Raw genomic sequence first — 19943 nt, 5'->3', positions numbered from 1 at the left:
TGCAGGAAGATGTCTTGGGGGACGTCTTCCGGCATATGGGGACATCTTGGGGGATGTTCCTTGAATTGCGTTGCCGGGGCACGTGCACCGGGGAGCTTTGAGCGGCCCTCCCGTACGTACGCGTCCCGGCAGACCGCAGGGCAACCACAGACGCCCGGCCGGATCCCGTGGGGGGAATCCGCACCGGGAAAAAGGGAAGCGCCCCGACCGTCGACCCGTGGGGGGATCGATGGCGGGGCGCTTTCCGCTAAGCCCCGTAAGGGGCGCGGGGAACTGCGCGGCCAGCCACAGGCGGCCCGCAGTTCCCGAAAAGGATCAGCGACCTTCAACCGGGACGAAGTCCCGCAGAACCTCACCCGTGTAGATCTGCCGCGGGCGGCCGATGCGCGAACCCGGCTCCTTGATCATCTCGTGCCACTGGGCGATCCAGCCCGGCAGCCGGCCGAGGGCGAACAGCACGGTGAACATCTCCGTGGGGAAGCCCATCGCGCGGTAGATGAGACCCGTGTAGAAGTCCACGTTCGGGTACAGCTTGCGCTCGACGAAGTAGTCGTCGGCCAGCGCGTGCTCTTCCAGCTTCAGCGCGATGTCGAGCAGCTCGTCGGACTTGCCGAGGGCCGAGAGGACGTCGTGCGCCGCCGCCTTGATGATCTTCGCCCGGGGGTCGAAGTTCTTGTACACGCGGTGCCCGAAGCCCATGAGCTTCACGCCGTCTTCCTTGTTCTTCACCTTGCGGATGAAGGTGTCGACGTCGCCGCCCGTGGCCTGGATGCCCTCGAGCATCTCCAGGACCGACTGGTTGGCGCCACCGTGCAGCGGGCCCCACAGGGCCGAGATGCCGGCGGAGATCGAGGCGAACATGTTCGCCTGCGAGGAGCCGACCAGACGCACGGTGGAGGTCGAACAGTTCTGCTCGTGGTCCGCGTGCAGGATCAGGAGCTTGTCGAGCGCGGAGACGACGACCGGGTCCAGCTCGTACTCGGCGGCGGGCACCGAGAAGGTCATGCGCAGGAAGTTCTCGACGTAGCCGAGGTCGTTGCGCGGGTAGACGACCGGGTGGCCCTGCGACTTCTTGTACGCGTAGGCGGCGATCGTCGGAAGCTTGGCGAGAAGGCGGATCGTCGAGAGGTGACGCTGCTTCTCGTCGAACGGGTTGTGGCTGTCCTGGTAGAACGTCGACAGCGCGCTGACCACGGACGACAGCATCGCCATCGGGTGGGCGTCACGCGGAAAACCGTCGTAGAAACGCTTGACGTCCTCGTGCAGCAGGGTGTGCTGCGTGATCTCGTTCTTGAAGGTGGAAAGCTCGTCGACCTTCGGCAGCTCGCCGTTGATCAGCAGGTACGCCACCTCGGTGAAGGTGGAGCGCTCGGCCAGCTGCTCGATCGGGTAGCCGCGGTACCGGAGGATGCCCTGCTCGCCGTCGAGGTAGGTGATGGCGGATTTATAGGCGGCGGTGTTGCCATAGCCGCTGTCCAGGGTCACCAGACCGGTCTGGGCGCGGAGCTTCCCGATGTCGAAGCCCTTGTCGCCGACGGTCGAATCGATCACCGGGTAGGTGTACTCGCCATCGCCGTACCGCAGTACTACAGAGTTGTCGCTCACGTCATCCCTCACCGACGTTGTGCCTCTTCTTCGAGGTGCCCTGACTGTCTCTACCATCCCCCATTTGGCCCTGGAGAGTGCACTCGGGGTCGACCATTGGGCCTATTGGCGGCACTCAGTGCCGCCAACCTGCTCATCCTGCCCCCTTCGCCCCGGTTCCGAAAGTGCTGTGTGACGTTTCCGACTCGTTTGATCGATCAAATCGTCACGGGCCTGACCCACGGCGCCCCGAAAGCCTGAAATCCAGGGCCGTACAGCGCTTACCCGCGGAGACCGTGCGTACTGCCTGCCCCAGAGCCTTGCGCGAACCGACGAGGACGACCAGCTTCTTGGCGCGCGTCACCGCGGTGTAGAGCAGGTTCCGCTGCAGCATCATCCAGGCGCCGGTGGTGACCGGGATCACCACCGCGGGGTACTCGCTGCCCTGGGAGCGGTGGATCGTCACCGCGTAGGCGTGGGAGAGCTCGTCCAGTTCGTCGAAGTCGTACGGGACTTCCTCGTCCTCGTCGGTCAGGACGGTGAGCCGCTGTTCGTCGGGGTCGAGGGCGGTGACGACGCCCACCGTGCCGTTGAAGACGCCGTTCTGCCCCTTCTCGTAGTTGTTGCGGATCTGGGTGACCTTGTCGCCGACGCGGAACACCCGGCCGCCGAACCGCTTCTCGGCGAGGCCGGGCCTCGCGGGGGTGATGGCCTGCTGGAGGAGGCCGTTGAGGGTGCCGGCGCCCGCGGGGCCGCGGTGCATGGGGGCGAGGACCTGGATGTCGCGCCGGGGATCGAGGCCGAACTTCCTCGGGATGCGGTGCGCGGCCACGTCCACCGTCAGGCGGCCCGCGTCCTCCGTCTCGTCCTCCACGAAGAGGAAGAAGTCCTTCATGCCCTGAGTCAGGGGCGGGACGCCGGAGTTGATGCGGTGGGCGTTGGTGACGACGCCCGACTCCTGGGCCTGCCGGAAGATGCGGGTGAGGCGGACGGCGGGGATCGGGCTCTCCGGAGCGAGCATGTCCCGCAGGACCTCGCCCGCGCCGACGCTGGGCAGCTGGTCCACGTCACCGACGAAGAGCAGATGGGCGCCCGGCGGGACGGCCTTGACCAGCTTGTTGGCGAGGAGCAGGTCGAGCATCGAGGCCTCGTCGACCACGACCAGGTCGGCGTCGAGCGGCCGCTCCTTGTCGTACGCCGCGTCGCCTCCGGGCCTCAGTTCGAGCAGGCGGTGCACGGTGGAGGCCTCCGCGCCGGTGAGTTCGGCCAGGCGCTTGGCGGCGCGGCCCGTGGGGGCGGCGAGCACGACCTTGGCCTTCTTGGCGCGGGCCAGCTCGACGACGGAGCGGACCGTGAAGGACTTGCCGCAGCCGGGTCCGCCGGTCAGGACGGCGACCTTCCGGGTCAGCGCGAGCTTGACCGCCTCCTCCTGCTCGGGGGCCAGTTCGGCGCCCGTGCGGTCCGAGAGCCAGGCAAGGGCCTTGTCCCAGGCGACGTCGCGGAAGGCGGGCATGCGGTCGTCGTCGGTCTTGAGGAGGCGGGACAGCTGGGCGGCCAGGGAGAGTTCGGCGCGGTGGAAGGGGACGAGGTAGACGGCGGTGATGTCGTCCCCGCCGTCCGGGTCGGGGAGGGACTCGCGGACGACGCCCTCCTCCTCGCCCGCCAGTTCGGCGAGGCAGTCGATGACCAGGCCCGTGTCGACCTGGAGCAGCTTCACCGCGTCCGCGATGAGGCGCTCCTCGGGGAGGTAGCAGTTTCCCTGGTCGGTGGATTGCGAAAGGGCGTACTGCAGGCCGGCCTTGACGCGTTCGGGGCTGTCGTGCGGGATGCCGACGGACTGGGCGATGCGGTCGGCGGTGAGGAAGCCGATGCCCCAGACGTCGGCGGCGAGGCGGTAGGGCTCGTTCTTCACCACGGAGATGGAGGCGTCGCCGTACTTCTTGTAGATGCGCACGGCGATGGAGGTGGAGACGCCGACGCCCTGGAGGAAGACCATGACTTCCTTGATGGCCTTCTGCTCCTCCCAGGCGGCGGCGATCATCTTGGTCCGCTTGGGACCGAGCCCGGGTACTTCGACGAGCCGCTTGGGCTCGGTCTCGATGACGTCGAGGGTGTCGACGCCGAAGTGGGTGGTGATGCGGTCGGCCATCACGGGGCCGATGCCTTTGATGAGGCCGGAGCCGAGGTAGCGGCGGATGCCCTGGATGGTGGCGGGCAGCACCGTCGTGTAGTTCTCCACGGTGAACTGTTTGCCGTACTGGGGATGGGAGCCCCAGCGGCCCTGCATCCGCAGCGATTCGCCGACCTGGGCGCCGAGCAGTGAGCCGACGACCGTGAGCAGGTCGCCACCGCCGCGGCCGGTGTCGACGCGCGCGACCGTGTACCCGGTCTCCTCATTGGCGTACGTGATGCGCTCGAGGACCCCCTCGAGCACCGACATCGCCGGTGCTTGACTCGACATGATCCGACGCTACCGCCCGGCACCGACAACGCGGACGGCCCGTGGACAACAGGGCCCGCTCACCGCAGGAGCTGTGGACAATTTTCGAGGGGCCCGGTCCGTCGACCGGGCCCCTCGCTTCCCTCCCCTGTCAGCAACCCCCTCGAATCCCCCCGGATCCCCCTCGGGAAGTCCTGACGCCAAGTACGACACGCCTGGTGGCCGAAGGGTTGCACGGCGTTGTGGGCGAGTTTTCGGTACGGCTTCCAGATGCTGATGAACCCGGGCAGACGTAGCGTTTGGGGCATGAGCGATGATTCTCAGGCCGACGGCTCCCCGTCCTTCGAGGAGGACGTGCTGAACGAGCTCGGCGACGACAAGCTCCAGGAGATCGCGGGCCTGCTCGGCACGGACGCGGCCGGGGCCCGGGACGTCGTGGGCACCACGGTGTCCGCGCTCTCCGCGGACCTCGAGGACCAGGCGTCGACCACGGAGCAGGAGCCGGCCGAGGCGGTGCGGGAGGAGGCCCAGGAGGAAGCCCCCCTCCAAGGTGTCGCGGCCTTCGGCGGGTTGGGCGGTCTCGCCGCCGGCGGCATGATGTCCGGCATGCTCGCGAAGATGAGCAAGCCGGTGGCCAACGCGGTCTCCAAGAAGACCGGCATCCCCGCACCGACGGTCTCCCGCGTCATCGAGATGCTGATCCCCGTGGTCCTGGCGGTCCTGACCAAGCGCGCGGCGAAGGCGAAGGCCCCCGGGGCGGGATCGGCCGCGCCCGCCTCCTCCTCGGGCGGCGGCCTCGGCGACCTGCTGGGCCAGATCCTGGGCGGCAAGAAGTAGCGGCCGCGGCTCCGCGGACGTACGGAACGCGCGTCACGCGTGCGTGCGGAAGCGTTCTGCCGTCTCCCGCAGGACCTCCGTGCCGTCCCTTTCCCACAGCGTCTCGTTGAAGATCTCGACCTCGATCGGGCCCGTGTAGCCCGCCGTTTCCACCTGGTCGCGGAAGAACGTGAAGTCGATGCTTCCCTCGCCCAGTTGACCGCGGCCCAGGAGGACGCCCGCGGGCAACGGCGTGATCCAGTCCGCCAGTTGGAAGGCGTGGATGCGGTTGCCGCGGCCCGCCCGTGCGATCTGCTCGGGGGCCTTGTCGTCCCACCAGACGTGGTACGTGTCCACGACCACGCCCACCTGACGTGCGGGGAAGCGTTCCGCGAGGTCGAGCGCCTGGGACAGGGTGGAGACCACGCAGCGGTCCGCGGCGAACATCGGATGCAGGGGCTCGATGGCGAGGCGTACGCCGCGGTCCTCGGCACAGGGGCCGAGCAGGGCGAGTGCTTCCGCGATGCGTTCGCGGGCGCCCGCCAGGTCCCTGCTGCCCGGCGGCAGGCCGCCCGAGACCAGGACCAGCGTGTCCGTGCCGAGGGTCGCCGCCTCGTCGATCGCCGCGCGGTTGTCGTCCAGGGCACGCGCGCGTGCCGCCTCGTCGGGGTCCGTGAAGAAGCCGCCCCGGCACAGGCTCGTCACCGCAAGCCCGGCGTCCCGCATCAGACGGGCGGTGCGTTCGACGCCGTACTCCTGGACCGGCGCGCGCCACAGGCCGACCGCTCCGATGCCCTCCTTGGCGCACCCCTCGGCGAGTTCGGGGAGCGACCACTGCTTGATGGTCTCCTGGTTGATGCTGAGACGGGACAGAGGCAGAGGAAAGGGCTGAGGCTGGGGCTGGAGGGCACTCATTGCGGGACTCCGTGGACCGTGAGCAGCGCGCGCATGCGGGACGCCGCCAGGGAAGGGTCGGGGAACAGGCCGAGGCCGTCGGCGAGTTCGTAGGCGCGGGCCAGGTGCGGGAGCGAGCGGGCCGACTGCAGGCCGCCCACCATCGTGAAGTGGCTCTGGTGCCCGGCCAGCCAGGCCAGCAGGACGACGCCGGTCTTGTAGTAGCGCGTGGGGGCCTGGAAGAGGTGGCGGGACAACTCGACTGTGGGGTCCAGGAGTTCGCGGAAACCCTTCGTGTCTCCGGTGTCCAGGATCCGTACCGCCTCCGCCGCCAGCGGCCCCAGCGGGTCGAAGACGCCCAGCAGGGCGTGGCTGAAGCCGCGGTCGTCGCCCGCGATCAGTTCGGGGTAGTTGAAGTCGTCGCCGGTGTAGCAGCGCACGCCGTCGGGCAGGCGGCGGCGCAGGGCGATCTCGCGGTCCGCGTCCAGGAGCGAGACCTTGATGCCGTCGACCTTGTCGGGGTGGGCGGCGATCACCTCCAGGAAGGTCTCCGTCGCCGCGTCCAGGTCGGCCGAGCCCCAGTAACCCTCCAGGGTGGGGTCGAACATCGGGCCGAGCCAGTGCAGGATCACCGGCTCGGCGGCCTGGCGCAGCAGGTGGCCGTACGTCTCCAGGTAGTCGTCGGGGGTGGCGGCCGCGGCGGCCAGGGCCCTCGACGCCATCAGGATCGCCTGCGCGCCGACCGACTCGACGAGGGCGAGCTGCTCCTCGTACGCGTCTCTGACCTGCGACAGGGTGGCGGGCACGGCCAGTTGGTCCGTGCCCGCGCCGCACGCGATCCGTCCCCCGGCGGCCTTCGCCTCGGCCGCCGAGCGCCGGATGAGCTCGGCGGCGCCCGCCCAGTCCAGGCCCATGCCGCGCTGAGCGGTGTCCATGGCCTCGGCGACACCGAGGCCGTGCGACCACAGGTGGCGGCGGAAGGCGAGGGTGGCGTCCCAGTCGACGGCGGCGGGGCCGTCCGGCGACACGTCCGCGTACGGGTCGGCGACCACGTGGGCGGCGGAGAAGACCGTACGGGAAGTGAAAGGGGCACCCGGCGAGGGCTGCGGGGCGGCGTCGGTGCGGGGCGTGTGGGCGTAGGTGCCGCCTCCCGCGCGCGGGAGGCGGACGGTGTCCTGGGTGCTCACAGCTCGATCTCCGGGACCTCGACGCGGCGGCCCTCGGCCGAGGACTTCAGGCCCAGCTCGGCGAGTTGGACGCCGCGCGCGCCCGCGAGGAGGTCCCAGTGGTAGGGCGCGTCGGCGTACACGTGCTTGAGGAAGAGCTCCCACTGCGCCTTGAAGCCGTTGTCGAACCCTTCGGGCCCCTGGTTGTCGGGGACCTCCTGCCACTGGTCGCGGAAGGAGTGGGTGGCGGGCAGGTCCGGGTTCCAGACAGGCTTGGGGGTCGTACTCCGGTGCTGTACACGGCAGTTGCGCAGCCCCGCGACGGCCGAGCCCTCGGTGCCGTCGACCTGGAACTCCACCAGCTCGTCGCGGTTGACCCGTACCGCCCAGGAGGAGTTGATCTGCGCGATCGCGCCGCCGTCCAGCTCGAAGATGCCGTACGCGGCGTCGTCGGCGGTGGCGTCGTAGGGCTTGTCGCGCTCGTCCCAGCGCTGCGGGATGTGCGTGGCGGTCAGCGCCTGGACGCTGCGGACACGGCCGAACAGCTCGTGCAGGACGTACTCCCAGTGCGGGAACATGTCGACGACGATGCCGCCGCCGTCCTCGGCCCGGTAGTTCCAGGAGGGGCGCTGGGCGTCCTGCCAGTCACCCTCGAAGACCCAGTACCCGAACTCGCCGCGCACCGACAGGATCCGGCCGAAGAAGCCGCCGTCGATGAGCCGCTTCAGCTTGAGCAGGCCCGGCAGAAAGAGCTTGTCCTGGACGACGCCGTGCTTGATACCCGCGTCCCGTGCCAGGCGCGCAAGCTCCAGGGCGCCGTCGAATCCGGTGGCGCTCGGCTTCTCGGTGTAGATGTGCTTTCCGGCCGCGATGGCCTTCTTGAGGGCGTCCTCGCGGGCCGAGGTGACCTGCGCGTCGAAGTAGATGTCCACGGACGGGTCGGCGAGGACCGCGTCGAGGTCGGTCGAGCAGTGCTCCAGGCCGTGCTCGGCGGCGAGTACGCGCAGCGCGTGCTCCCTGCGGCCCACCAGGACGGGCTCGGGCCACAGCACGGTGCCGTCGCCGATGTCGAGGCCGCCCTGGTCGCGCAGGGCGAGGATCGAGCGGACCAGGTGCTGGCGGTGGCCCATGCGTCCCGTGACGCCGTTCATGGCGATGCGCACCGTCTTGCGTGTCACGAAAGTCCCTCCGTAGGTGCATAGCAAGCGCTTTCTACCCAAGGGCAAGCTAGCCTGCCGCACAAGGTTGGGACAAGGGCTTCGGTCGACAGCGGTGACCGGAGGACGACAACACGGGTGACCGGAGGACGACGAGATGACCGTGACCCTGGCGGACGTGGCGGCCCGCGCGCAGGTCTCCCCCGCCACCGTCTCCCGCGTGCTGAACGGCAACTACCCCGTGGCGGCGGCCACGCGCGAGCGCGTGCTGCGGGCCGTGGACGACCTGGAGTACGTCCTGAACGGCCCCGCGAGCGCCCTCGCCGCGGCCACGTCCGACCTGGTCGGCATCCTCGTCAACGACATCGCGGACCCCTTCTTCGGGATCATGGCGGGCGCCGTGCAGTCCGAGATCGGCGGGCCCGGCGGGCGCGCGGGCGGGGAGCGCATGGCGGTGGTGTGCAACACGGGCGGCTCCCCGGAGCGCGAACTCACCTACCTCACACTCCTTCAGCGCCAACGCGCCGCCGCGGTGATCCTGACCGGCGGCGCGATCGAGGACGTCGACCATGCCTCCGCCATCTCGGGCAAGCTGCGGCGCCTCGCGGAGGCGGGCACCCGGGTGGTGCTGTGCGGGCGGCCGCCCTCGCCGGACACCGACGCGGTGGCGCTCACCTTCGACAACCGCGGCGGCGGGCAGCAGTTGACGGAACATCTGCTGAGCCTCGGCCACCGGCGCATCGGCTACATCGCGGGACCCGAGGAGCGCACGACCACCCGGCACCGCCTGGAGGGCCACCGGGCGGCGCTCGCCGCGCGCGGCATCGAGGACGACCCCGCGCTCACCGTCCACGGCCCCTACGACCGCCGCTCCGGCTACGACGCCACGGACGAACTCCTGCGCCGCGCCCCCGACTTGACGGCCGTGGTCGCCGCGAACGACACGGTGGCGCTGGGTGCCTGCGCGGCCCTGCGCGACAAGGGCCTGCGCATCCCCGACGACGTGTCGGTGGCGGGCTTCGACGACCTGCCGTTCAGCATCGACGCGGTCCCCGCCCTCACGACGGTGCGCCTGCCGCTGCACGAGGCGGGGGCACGGGCGGGCCGCATCGCCATGGGCAAGGAGAAGCCCCCGCCGGGCCACGTGGCCACGGTGCACGGGGAGTTGATGGTGCGGGGGTCGACGGCGGCGCCCCGGAGGACCGGAGCCTCATAGCAGCTGCCCGAGCACCGCCACCCCTTCCGCGATCTCGGTGGGCGTGCTCGCCGCGTAGCCGAGGACCAGGCCCGGGGCGTGCGGGAGTTGGGTGTGCCAGGACAGGGGGTGCACCTTGACGCCGCGTGCGAGCGCCGCGGTGGCGAGGTCGGCGTCGGAGCCGTCGTACGCGTCCTCGCCGAAGGTGATGGTCAGGTGCAGGCCCGCGGCGGCGCCGTGCACGACCGCGCCCGGAAGGCACTCCCCTATCGCCTCGATCATCGCGTCCCTGCGCCTGCGGTGGTGCTTGCGGATGAGCCGCAGATGACGCTCCAGGTCGCCGGAGTCCATGAGGTGGGCGAGGACGAGCTGGGGCAGCGCCGCGCTGCCGAGGTCGACGAGGCGCTTGGCGTCAAGCAGCGCGTCCCGGTACGCGGCGGGGGCGAGCAGCCAGCCCAGGCGCAGCGCGGGCGCGAGGAGCTTGGAGACGCTGCCCGCGTAGCAGACGTGCTCGGGGAGCAGCGCGCGCAGGGCGGGCACGGCGGGCCGGTCGTAGCGATGCTCGGCGTCGTAGTCGTCCTCGACGACGAGGCCGCCTTCGCGGGCCCAGTCCATCAGCTCGCGGCGCCGTTCGCCGCCGAGGACGACCCCGGTGGGGAACTGGTGGGCGGGCGTGAGCAGCACGGCAGGGGCGCCGGTGGCCCGCAGCGCGTCGACGCGGATGCCGTGGGCGTCGACGGGGACGGGCGGGGTGTCGAGCGGCCGCAGGTGCTGCCGCACGCCGAGCGACCCCGGCTCCTCGACCGCGATCCGGGTGATCCCGTCGGCGTGCAGGACGTCGACGAGCAGCCGCAGCGCCTGGGCCGTGCCGCTCACGATCATCACGTCGTCCGGGGCCGCCGGGATGCCGCGGTTGTGGGAGAGCCAGCGCGCGACGGCGGCGCGCAGGGCCGGGGTGCCGCGCGGATCCCCGTACCCGAAGTCCGACGGCGTGAGCCGGGCGAGCACGGAGCGCTCGGCGCGCAGCCAGGCCGCGCGCGGGAAGGCGGCCAGGTCGGGCAGGCCTGGCGACAGGTCGATGCGGGCGGCTGCGGCGCGGACGGCGTCGAACGTGCCGAGGTCGGTGGGCGCGGTGAACACGTCACGGGACCGTGCGGCCCCCTCAACCGGCGCCTTGCCGCTGCCGGTTGACGCCTGCGGCACGGCCACGACGACGGTGCCGCCCCGCCCGCGCCCCGCGACGTGCCCGTCCTCGGTGAGCCGGCGGTAGGCCTCGGTGACGACGCCGCGGGAGACGCGCAGCTCGTCGGCGAGTGCGCGAGTGGCGGGGAGCCTGCTGCCGACGGTGAGGCGGCCGTCCGCGATGGCGCCCCTGATCTGCCGCGCCAGCCAGTCGGAGAGGCCGCCACGCGGGGCGTCGCGTGGGTCGAGCTGCAGGAAGTCGGAGGTGGCGCGGCTCTCGGCGGCCACGTCGCCACCTGTCGCGGACCGAGCCACGCCCCGATCCGCGGACCGATTTATGGACCGATGGGGAGGGCCTCCATTGGACCTGTTCATGGAGCCATTGTGGCGCGAGGGTCGAGACATGGAATTTCTGCTCACCTCCCTCGTCGTCTGCGTGACCCCCGGCACCGGCGTGCTGTTCACGATCGCGGCGGGCCTCTCCCGGGGCACCCGCGCCGCGGTGGTCGCGGCCGTCGGCTGCACCCTCGGCGTCGTTCCGCACATGGTCGCCGCGATCACCGGTCTCGCCGCGCTCCTGAACACCAGCGCGGTCGCCTTCCAGACGCTCAAGTACCTCGGTGTGGCCTACCTGTTGTACATGGCGTGGAGCACGCTGCGGGACAAGAGCGAGCTCACCGCGGAGCGCGAGAGCGAGCCGCGCCCGGCGGGCCGGACGATCCTGACGGGCGTACTGATCAACATCCTCAACCCGAAGCTGACGTTGTTCTTCTTCGCGTTCCTGCCGCAGTTCGTGAGCGCCGCCGAGCCCTACGCGTTCCTGCGCATGACGGAGCTGAGCGCGTACTTCATGCTGATCACGTTCGTGGTCTTCGTGGCGTACGGCCACTTCGCGGCGGCGATGCGCAGCCACGTCATCTCGCGGCCGCGCGTGGTGAGTTGGATGCGGCGCACCTTCGCGGCGGCGTTCGCGGCGCTGGGGGCGCGCCTCGCGTTCCTCTGAGCGGCTCGCGTTCCTCCGAGCGGCTCCGGCGTGGAGGGTTCCCGGCGTCGCCGCTCCGACGTACCGTTGACTCAGTCAAAGGCGACCCGGAGTGATCCGCATGACGAAGCCCTCCCCAGCCCCCTCACCGACATCGGCGCCGCACACGCCCATCCACGAGATGCGGGCCTTCAACCGGTTCTACACCAACCTCATCGGCGCGCTCGACTACAGCCGTCACCTGTACGTCCCCTACACCCTCACCGAGTCCCGCGTCCTGTACGAACTGGCGCACGCGCCGCACACCGACGCGGCCGACCTGCGGGCCGAACTCTCCCTCGACGCCGGGTACTTGAGCCGTCTGCTCGCCAAGTTCGAACGGGACGGCCTGGTGGAGCGAGCGCCCTCCGCGCCCGATCCGCGCCGCCAGCGCATCACGCTCACCGCGCGCGGGCGCGAGGCCGCCGCCCTCCTCGACGAGCGCTCCCGGGAGGCGGTCGGCTCACTGCTCGCCGAGGTGCCCGCCGCCGAGCGGGCCCGTCTCGCCTCGGCCATGCGCACCGTGCGGGACATCCTCACCCGCACCCCGGGACGCCCCCGGCGCCGCGAGAGCGTCCTGCTCAGGGAGCCCGGAGCGGGCGACCTCGGGTGGATCGTGCAGCACAACGCCGCGGTGTACGCGTCCGAGTTCGGCTGGAACGCCGACTACGAAGGCCTGGTCGCCCGCATCGTCGCCGACTTCGCCCAGGATCACGATCCCTACCTGGAGCGCGTCTGGATCGCCGAGCTCGACGGGCGGCCCGTGGGGTGCGTGATGTGCGTACGGGACGAGGCGCCGGGGGCGGCGCGGCTGCGGCTCCTGCTCGTCGATCCGGACGCGCGCGGCCTCGGTATCGGTGACCAACTGGTCGGCGCCTGCGTGGAGTTCGCGCGCGGCGTCGGCTACCGCGAGCTGACCCTGTGGACCAATGACGTCCTGGCGTCGGCCCGCGCCATCTACCGCCGCCACGGCTTCGTCCTCGTCGCCGAGAAGCCCCACCGCTCCTTCGGCGCCGACCTCGTCGGGCAGGACTGGCGGCTTCCGCTGCACGAGCGGCCCGCGTGAGCGCCCGCGCGAGTCCGGCGCGGCGGCGGGGTCGCGGCGGGGTTGACCATGCCCGCACGCCGCCTACTGTCGGTCCCATGAAATTCGCCTTCTCCACCCTCGGTGTGCCCGGCCTTCCCGTCTCCGACGTGCTCCGGCTCGCCACCGCCCACGGCTACCACGGCGTAGAGCTCCGCGCCCACCCCGAGGAACCGGTGCACCCGGGGCTCGGCCTGGTCGAACGGGCCGACGTGGCCGCCGAGTTCAAGGCGTCCGGCATCGAGATCCTCGGCATCGCCGGGTACGCGCACGTGGCGGCGCCCGGCGACGACGAGCCCGTCCTCGACGAGATACGTTCCCTCGTCACCCTCGCGCGTGACCTGGGCGCCCCGTTCATCCGCGTCTTCCCCGGCGGCGGCACGGAGCAGAGCGCGGTCGAGGCCGACGCGACGGCCGCGCGGCGGCTCGGCACGGCGGCGCGGCACGCGGCGGACGCCGGCGTACGCATCCTGCTGGAGACCCATGACTCGCACCGCACCGGTGCGGACGTCACCCGTGTCCTCGGGACGGTCGGGCACCGGCAGGTCGGGGCGCTGTGGGACGTGATGCACACCTGGCTCGGCGACGAGGCGCCCGCCGAGAGCTTCGCCGCGCTCTCTCCCTATCTCGGTTATGTCCAGGTCAAGGACATCGCCTCGAAGGACGACACGACGCCGCTGGCGCTGGGGGCGGGGGCGCTGCCGCTGGGCGAATGCGTGTCATTGCTCACCGAGGCCGGGTGGGAGGGGTGGTTGTGCTGGGAGTACGAGAAGCGGTGGTACGAGGGGGCTGCGCCGCTGGAGGGGCTGTTGGGGCCTGGGCGGGATCTCCTGTCGCGGCTGGTGAGCCGGGCACACTGACGCCACCGGGGCGGGCGACGCGCGGCAGTGACGTCAGCGCCACTCCGCCCACCAGCAGTGCCGCCGCGCACCACCTCAAGCCGCTCACCGACTCGTTCAGGACCAACGCCGCCGACGTCATGCCGAAGACCGGGACCAGCAAGGAGAACGGGGCGACCGTGGACGCGGGGTGTCGGCGCAGGAGGTAGCCCCAGGCGCCGAAGCCGAAGACCGTCGTGATCCAGGCGACGTACACGATGATGCCGGCGCCCGACCAGTCCAGGGAGCGCAGCGCCGCGAGGTCCCTGGACGGGCCTTCGAGGAGCAGGGAGAGCGCGAGCAGGGGCAGTACGGGGACGGTGCTCACCCACACCATGAAGTTCAGGGAGTCGGGCGGCGACGCCTTGCGGGTGAGGACGTTGGAGACGCCCCAGCAGGCCGCCGCGCCGATCAGCAGCGCGAACGCGGTGAGCGGCCCGGTCTCCCCCTCGTCCACCGCCGCGACGCCGATCCCCGCGAGGGCGACGACCATGCCCGACACCCGTATCCTGCCGGGCCGTTCGCCCAGCGCCACAAAGGCGAAGAGGGCGGTGAAGACGACCTGGATCTGCAGGACGAGGGACGAGAGCCCGGCCGGCATGCCCGCGTCCATCCCGATGAAGAGCAGCCCGAACTTGGCGACCCCCAGGACGAGCCCCACGCCCACCACCCATCCCCAAGCCCTCACCTTCGTTCGAGCAGGGGAGCCCCCATCCCACGCCACCTTCGGCCGCCCCACGAAGAAGACGGCGGGCAGGGCCGCGACGAGGAAGCGGAGGGCGGAGAAGAGCAGCGGCGGAAAGTGGTCGAGCCCCACCTCGATCACGACGAAGTTGACGCCCCAGACGGCGGCGACGAGGACGGCCAGGCAGACATGTGCGGGTCGCATGCGTAGAGGATCACCCGGCCCGACCGTGTAGGACCAGCGCGGATCTCTGCATGGTTGGATGAAGCAACGCTGATGAATGGGGAGGACCACGTGCTCGATCTCGCCCGGCTCCGCGCCCTGCACGCCGTCTCCGTGCACGGCACCGTCGGCGCGGCCGCCACCGCGCTCGGCTACACCCCGTCCGCGGTGTCCCAGCAGATAGCCAAGCTGGAACGGGAGACGCGTACGACACTTCTGGAGCGCCGGGGCAGAGGCGTGGCACTCACCGAGGAGGCGCTCCATCTCGCCGACACCGCACGCCAGTTGATGGCCATCGTCGAACGCGCGGAGACCGAACTCGAAGAGCGGCGCGGGGTGCCCGCGGGGCGCCTCACGATCGCCGCGTTCGCCTCGGCGGCGCGGGGCCTGCTGCCCGGGGTGCTCGCGGACCTGGCCCGCCGCCACCCGGCGCTCGACGCCCGCATGTCGGAGATCGACCCGCATCTCTCCATCGACCTGGTGGCCAAGGGGGCGGTCGACGTGGCCGTCGTCCACGACTGGGACATCGCGCCGCTGCCGACGCCCGCGGGGGTCGAGCAGGCGGTGATCGGCGACGACCTCTGCGATCTGGTGGTGCCGGTCGGGCACCGGCTCGCGGGGCGTGATTCCGTACGCCGTGAAGAGCTGAAGGCGGAGCGTTGGATCACGCAGCCGCCGGGGCTCGTCTGCCACGAGTGGCTGGTGCGCACGCTGCGGGAGGCGGGGTGCGAGCCCGACATCGCCCACCAGGCGGAGGAGAACCCGACGCTCGTCGCGCTGGTCGCGGCGGGCCTCGGCATCGCGCTGATCCCCCGCCTGGGCCGCGGCCCCGTCCCCGACGGCGCGGTCACGGTCTCCCTGGACCCCCTGCCGATCCGCCGCCTCTACGCCCTGTGGCGCACGGGTGCCTCGCGCCGCCCGGCGATCGCGGAAACGGTCAAGGCCCTACAGGCGCACTGGCCGACGGAGACCGAGACGGCCCGCAGTCGCGTACGCACGTGAGGGGACGTGGGGGTATGTGCGCACGGAGCACCGAGCACAACGCTTGCCCCAGCCGCAGCAACAAAGCCCCGCAACAAAGATGGCGAGTACGGACATACCCCCGCGGCCCCGCCCCACAACCGAACCCACGGCGCAGCCCCCAGCCCCCAGCTCACCCGCACCAACTTGCCGAATCCAGGGCCCAGTCGGGAACCCAGCCGCCCGCCCCCTCGTCCAACCGGCAACTGCCGGTGAGTCTCCGCAAGGCGGTGTCGGCCTCGCTGCTGGCTGCGAACGCTGACCACCCTCTCCGCCGCCTGCGGCCGGCAGCTCGCCGTCACCGGTGTGCCCCCCTCCAAACAGCACCGGTGACGGCCCCTCTCCCCGGAGCCTCCCCACCGCCCTTCCCCCACGCCTCCCTTGACCGGCAGAAATCTTCGGGATATCCGTAGCCCCTGAAAGTTTCCTCCAGTCCGCAGGAGCTCACGTGTCCCACCCAGACGACCGCTCCCACCCAGACGACCGCGACCGCAGGCTCCGCGCCCTCATCGGCACGATGTCCCTGGAGGAGAAGGTCGGCCAGCTCTTCGTGATGCACGTGTACGGCCACACCGCCACCGACCCGGACCAGGCCGACGTCGACACCAACCTCCGCGAGATCGGCGTCCGCGACGCCGCCGAGCTGATCGCCCGCTACCACCTCGGCGGCATCATCTACTTCGGCTGGGCCCACAACACCCGTACCCCGCAACAGATCGCCGAGCTCTCCCGCGGCATCCAGAAGGCCGCCCCCGCCGTCCCCGTCCTGATCTCCGTCGACCAGGAGCACGGCGCCGTCGCCCGCGTCGGCGCCCCCGCCACCCTGCTCCCCGGTGCCATGGCGCTCGGCGCCTCCGGCTCGCACGCCCACGCCCGCGAAGCCGCCCGCATCGCGGGCACCGAGCTCCGCGCCCTCGGCATCCGCCAGGACCACGCCCCGGACGCCGACGTGAACGTCGACCCCGCGAACCCCGTCATCGGCGTACGCTCCTTCGGCGCCGACGCCGAAGCGGTCGCCGGCTTCGTGACCGCGCAGATCGAGGGCTACCGGAGCGCCGGCGTCGCCACCGCCGCCAAGCACTTCCCCGGGCACGGCGACACGACCGACGACAGCCACACCGAACTGCCGCACATCCACCACACCCGCGAGGAGTGGGACCGCCACGACGCCCCGCCGTTCCGCGCGGCCATCGCGGCCGGCGTCGACTCGGTCATGACCGCGCACATCGTCGTGCCCGCCCTGGACCCCTCCGGCGACCCCGCGACGCTCTCCCACCCGATCCTGACCGGCATCCTCCGCGAGGAACTCGGCTTCGACGGCGTCATCTCCACCGACTCGCTGGCCATGCGCGGCGTCCGCACGAAGTACGGCGACGACCGCGTGGCCGTGCTCGCCCTGAAGGCGGGCGCCGACCAGCTCCTGAACCCGCCGCACCCGGAGGTCGCGTGGAACGCGGTGCTCCAGGCCGTCGCGGAGGGCGAGTTGACGGAGGAACGCATCGACGAGTCGGTCCTGCGGGTCCTGCGGATGAAGGCGAGGGTGGGGCTCCTCGAAGACTCCGCCGCCGAGGTCACCGCCGACACCGCCGACACCGACGCCGTCGACACCCTCGTCGGCAGCCCCGCCCACCTCGCCGCCGCCGACCGCATCGCCGAGGCCACCACGACCCTCCTGGCCAACCCCGAAGGCCTGCTCCCCCTCTCCCCCGACACCCGCCCCGGCGTCCTGGTGGTCGGCGCGGATCCGCGCTCGCCATCCGGCACCACGGGCCCGCCCACCACCGTCCTCGCCGACACCCTGACCGGGCTGGGCTTTCGCGCGAGCGCCCTGTCCACCGGCACGGCGCCCGACACCGCCACGATCGAGAAGGCGGTGGCGGCCGCTCGGGGCCAGGACGCGGTGCTCGTCGCCACGTACAACATCACCACCCACGCCGCCACGAAGGACAACACCCAGGCCGCGAACACTGCCCTGGCCACCCACGCCCGCGCCCACCAGGCGACGGACCCGCACGAGGACGGGGACCGGAACGGTCAGGCCGCCCTCGTCACCGCCCTCAAGGCCACCGGCCTCCCCGTCGTCGCCCTCGCCATCCGCAACCCCTACGACGTGGCGCACCTGCCCCCCGTGGACGCCGCCCTCGCCTCGTACTGCTGGACGGACGTCGAACTCCGCGCCGCGGCACGGGTGATCGCGGGCCGCGCCGCGCCCCGGGGGCGGCTGCCCGTGCCGGTGCGGCGGGCGGACGACCCGACGCAGGAGCTGTACCCGATCGGCCACGGACTGACGTACTGACACGGACGTATCGAGACGTACGCCGCCCCACCGACACACCACCCCCAAGAGACCCAAAGCCCCCCGCGCACCTGGCGTGCGCCCGCTTCGGCGGGTCACGCTGGGTGCACATATCGGGGGGATTGCCATGCTTGTCTGCAACACGGCGCGGCCGCACGCGGCCGTGGGGGTGGTATGCGCGCTGCTGCTCGCCGCGGCGTCGCTGACCGGCTGCCAGAAGTCCGGCGGATCCGACGACTCCCCCTCGGGGCCGGCCGACGACCAGGCGCCCGCCGCCTCGCGCCCCACCGGCTTCGGCGCGGTGTTCCTCGCCGTCGACGAGTGCAGTTCGCGCGGGCGCGAGACGTTCACCGAGGTGCCGTGCACCAGCGAGCGGGCGGCCGCGCGGGTCGTCGCGCGCTACGACGGCGACGTCAAGGAGGGCCCGGCCTGCCCCGCCCGCACGGACTTCGTGCTGCACATCAGCGAGAGCAGGCCCGCGGTGGACGAGGACGGCGACGGCGAGGTCCCGCAGGGCTACGCGTGCATGCGGAACCTGGAGCCGCCGCACCCCGGCGACCCCGGCCGCGGCGGCGGCCCGCGGACCGTCGTCGGGGACTGCGTGTACGGCGCGGGGCCCGGCGAGGTGCGGGAGACGGCCTGCGACGGCTCCGGCAAGCGGAAGCCGGAGTATCGCGTGGCGTCCGCGGTGACGGAACGCGCACGGTGCCCCGCCGCCACCCAGCTCTACGTGACACTGGGCGGCGACAGGCCCGTCGGGTGTGCGGTGCGGGTGTGAGGCCGGGCTGAACGCTTCAGCCCTTCACGGCCGCAGCGTCATCTCCTTGCGCACGTCACGCCGGTCGAGCTTCTCGTCGTACGCGGCCAAAGGCTTACCGGAGGCCGAGGAGACGCCCGCCCACGCCTGGATCCGCTGCGTGGCCTTCGCCCTGTCGTCCGCGGTGAGCCGGGCGACGTTGGCCCCGTGGTTCGCGCCGGGCGCCGTGAAGACGTGACTGTCGTGCTTGGCTCCGCGCGCGGGGCGGAACCGCTCGGCGCCCCAGGGGTCGTACTCCCCGTACACGTACATCATCTGCTGCGCGTTGTGCCGCACCCACCGGTCCACGTCCCGCATCACCCACGGCTTGAACGTCATGGGGATCTCGCGCGGCACGAAGCTGCGCGGCGGCTGGTAGCCGTAGCGGCTCAGGTCGCCGAGCCACGGCTGGCGGATGAAGGGCGCGCCGAGCTCGGTGCCCGCCTGGTAGTAGTACGGCAGGTAGCCCTCAAGACCCTGGTCGGTGTAGGCGGACCAGCCGACCACCGCGTCGACGTAGTCGTAGAGCGCCTGGTCGGTGGCGGTGGCCGCGTCGGGGATCTCGCCGCACGCGGTGGCAGCGGGCTGGTACTGCCAGAACGTCCACACCAAATCCATGACGACCGCTTCGAAGACCTTGTCCAGCGTGCCGACCGTCGTGAAGGTGTAGCCCTCCGCTTCGGCGTAGGCCTTGAGCTTCGCCGACAGCGGGCCCCTGCGCACCATGGACTCGCGCTGCACGGCCTGGATCCGGTCGCGGCACTCCTTGGTGCCGACGCCGTCGAGGAACGCGTCGTACGCGGAGTCCTCCTGGTCGTCGACGTCGTTGGGCGCGACGTAGGCGACGATGCCCGCCATGTCGCGCGGGTAGAAACGCTCGTAATACGTCGCCGTCATGCCGCCCTTGGAGACGCCGGTGGCCAGCCACTTCTTGCCGTAGATCGGCTTGAGGGCGCGGTGGATGCGGTGCTGGTCCGTGGCGGCCTGCCAGATGTCGAGCTTGGACCAGTCGGCAGGATCGGGGCGCGAGGGCGTGAAGTAGCGGTACTCCATGGAGATCTGGTTGCCGTCGACGATCTGGGTCGGCTCACGGCGGCTGGGGTTCGTGGAGACGCCGTAGCCACTGGTGTAGTAGACCGTGGGGCGGCCGGTGTCCTTGTGCAGCACGGTCAGGCGCTGCTCGAAGGTGCCCTTGGACGGGTGCCGGTGGTCCACCGGCTGGGTGTAGTTGAGGACGAAGAAGCGGTATCCCGGGTACGGCTTCTCCTCGATCAGGCTCATGCCGGGTATGGCGAGCAGCCTGTCCTTGATGTCCGGGACTTCGGGATCCGCGATATCCGGGACGTCGGGTTCCGAGGTCACGGCCGCGCGGGTCGTCGCCCCGGCCGTCGCCCCGGTCGTCAGTCCGGCCGCGCTCACGGTGCCTATCAGCACCACGAGCGACAGCAGCCATCTGAGCGCCTTGCGCATGCACCCTCCCCTGTCGACACAGCGATGCCGGGGAACC

Annotated in this window: 14 protein-coding genes and 2 pseudogenes; 8 read left to right on the top strand and 8 right to left on the bottom strand. The window is 71.5% G+C overall.

Going from position 1 to position 19943, the window contains the following annotated elements; genetic code table 11:
• Nucleotides 1-315 precede the first annotated feature (315 nt).
• Entirely contained in the window at nucleotides 316-1605 is a 1290-nt protein-coding gene (locus tag AB0B50_RS31810; RefSeq protein WP_362339250.1) for a citrate synthase, read from the bottom strand.
• A gap of 205 nt (nucleotides 1606-1810) precedes the next feature.
• Nucleotides 1811-4045, bottom strand: a complete 2235-nt coding sequence (locus tag AB0B50_RS31805; RefSeq protein ID WP_362339249.1) for an ATP-dependent RecD-like DNA helicase — start codon at nucleotides 4043-4045, stop codon at nucleotides 1811-1813.
• A gap of 285 nt (nucleotides 4046-4330) precedes the next feature.
• Here AB0B50_RS31805 and AB0B50_RS31800 point away from each other — a divergent pair, with 285 nt between their 5' ends.
• Nucleotides 4331-4861 carry a DUF937 domain-containing protein gene (locus AB0B50_RS31800; RefSeq protein WP_362339248.1) on the top strand — a complete coding sequence of 177 codons (531 nt, stop codon included), beginning with the start codon at nucleotides 4331-4333 and terminating at the stop codon, nucleotides 4859-4861.
• Nucleotides 4862-4894: 33 nt separating this feature from the next.
• Here AB0B50_RS31800 and AB0B50_RS31795 read toward each other — a convergent pair whose 3' ends face one another.
• The 3 genes from AB0B50_RS31795 to AB0B50_RS31785 are packed head-to-tail and all read right to left on the bottom strand — an operon-like array spanning nucleotide 4895 to nucleotide 8078.
• Nucleotides 4895-5755, bottom strand: coding sequence for a sugar phosphate isomerase/epimerase family protein (locus AB0B50_RS31795; RefSeq protein ID WP_362339247.1), 861 nt, complete (start codon nucleotides 5753-5755; stop codon nucleotides 4895-4897).
• Nucleotides 5752-6921, bottom strand: coding sequence for a dihydrodipicolinate synthase family protein (locus AB0B50_RS31790; protein WP_362339246.1), 1170 nt, complete (start codon nucleotides 6919-6921; stop codon nucleotides 5752-5754). The genes AB0B50_RS31795 and AB0B50_RS31790 overlap by 4 nt, the downstream gene beginning before the upstream one ends.
• Entirely contained in the window at nucleotides 6918-8078 is a 1161-nt protein-coding gene (locus tag AB0B50_RS31785) for a Gfo/Idh/MocA family oxidoreductase (protein ID WP_362339245.1), read from the bottom strand. The genes AB0B50_RS31790 and AB0B50_RS31785 overlap by 4 nt, the downstream gene beginning before the upstream one ends.
• 136 nt (nucleotides 8079-8214) lie before the next feature.
• Between AB0B50_RS31785 and AB0B50_RS31780 the strand changes: the two genes are divergently transcribed.
• Nucleotides 8215-9273 (top strand): LacI family DNA-binding transcriptional regulator, encoded by a 1059-nt coding sequence (locus AB0B50_RS31780; protein WP_362339244.1) that lies wholly within the window; start codon nucleotides 8215-8217, stop codon nucleotides 9271-9273.
• Here AB0B50_RS31780 and AB0B50_RS31775 read toward each other — a convergent pair.
• Nucleotides 9268-10809: a PLP-dependent aminotransferase family protein gene (locus AB0B50_RS31775; RefSeq protein WP_362339243.1), complete on the bottom strand. Its 1542-nt coding sequence runs from the start codon at nucleotides 10807-10809 to the stop codon at nucleotides 9268-9270. The two genes, AB0B50_RS31780 and AB0B50_RS31775, sit on opposite strands and share 6 nt — an antisense overlap.
• A gap of 28 nt (nucleotides 10810-10837) precedes the next feature.
• On the opposite strand from AB0B50_RS31775, the gene AB0B50_RS31770 reads away from it, so the two are divergent.
• The 3 genes and pseudogenes from AB0B50_RS31770 to AB0B50_RS31760 all read left to right on the top strand — a co-directional run.
• Complete coding sequence (locus AB0B50_RS31770; RefSeq protein WP_362339242.1) at nucleotides 10838-11437, top strand: LysE family translocator; 600 nt, start codon at nucleotides 10838-10840, stop codon at nucleotides 11435-11437.
• A gap of 100 nt (nucleotides 11438-11537) precedes the next feature.
• Nucleotides 11538-12521 carry a bifunctional helix-turn-helix transcriptional regulator/GNAT family N-acetyltransferase gene (locus AB0B50_RS31765; protein ID WP_362339241.1) on the top strand — a complete coding sequence of 328 codons (984 nt, stop codon included), beginning with the start codon at nucleotides 11538-11540 and terminating at the stop codon, nucleotides 12519-12521.
• Between the two features lie 77 nt (nucleotides 12522-12598).
• Nucleotides 12599-13276: pseudogene (locus tag AB0B50_RS31760) on the top strand (sugar phosphate isomerase/epimerase family protein); the annotation flags it as partial.
• On the opposite strand, the gene AB0B50_RS31755 reads toward AB0B50_RS31760, so the two are convergent.
• Nucleotides 13266-14306: an EamA family transporter gene (locus tag AB0B50_RS31755; RefSeq protein ID WP_362339240.1), complete on the bottom strand. Its 1041-nt coding sequence runs from the start codon at nucleotides 14304-14306 to the stop codon at nucleotides 13266-13268. The pseudogene AB0B50_RS31760 and the gene AB0B50_RS31755 sit on opposite strands and share 11 nt — an antisense overlap.
• Before the next feature lie 90 nt (nucleotides 14307-14396).
• Here AB0B50_RS31755 and AB0B50_RS31750 point away from each other — a divergent pair, with 90 nt between their 5' ends.
• From AB0B50_RS31750 to AB0B50_RS31740, 3 genes and pseudogenes are all read left to right on the top strand, one after another.
• A complete protein-coding gene (locus AB0B50_RS31750) occupies nucleotides 14397-15326 on the top strand; it encodes a LysR family transcriptional regulator (RefSeq protein WP_362339239.1) in 930 nt (309 codons plus the stop codon).
• A 505-nt stretch (nucleotides 15327-15831) separates the two neighbouring features.
• Nucleotides 15832-17640: pseudogene (locus tag AB0B50_RS31745) on the top strand (glycoside hydrolase family 3 protein); the annotation flags it as partial.
• A gap of 127 nt (nucleotides 17641-17767) precedes the next feature.
• Nucleotides 17768-18418, top strand: coding sequence for a hypothetical protein (locus AB0B50_RS31740; RefSeq protein WP_362339238.1), 651 nt, complete (start codon nucleotides 17768-17770; stop codon nucleotides 18416-18418).
• Between the two features lie 24 nt (nucleotides 18419-18442).
• Here the strand turns inward: AB0B50_RS31740 and AB0B50_RS31735 are convergent, their stop codons facing one another.
• A complete protein-coding gene (locus AB0B50_RS31735) occupies nucleotides 18443-19906 on the bottom strand; it encodes an aminopeptidase (protein ID WP_362339237.1) in 1464 nt (487 codons plus the stop codon).
• Nucleotides 19907-19943 lie beyond the last annotated feature (37 nt).

Source organism: Streptomyces sp. NPDC041068 (genome assembly GCF_040647455.1).
GTDB lineage: Bacteria > Actinomycetota > Actinomycetes > Streptomycetales > Streptomycetaceae > Streptomyces.
The sequence above is the reverse complement of the archived record's forward strand: the minus strand, read 5'-3'. Positions and strand labels throughout refer to the sequence as shown.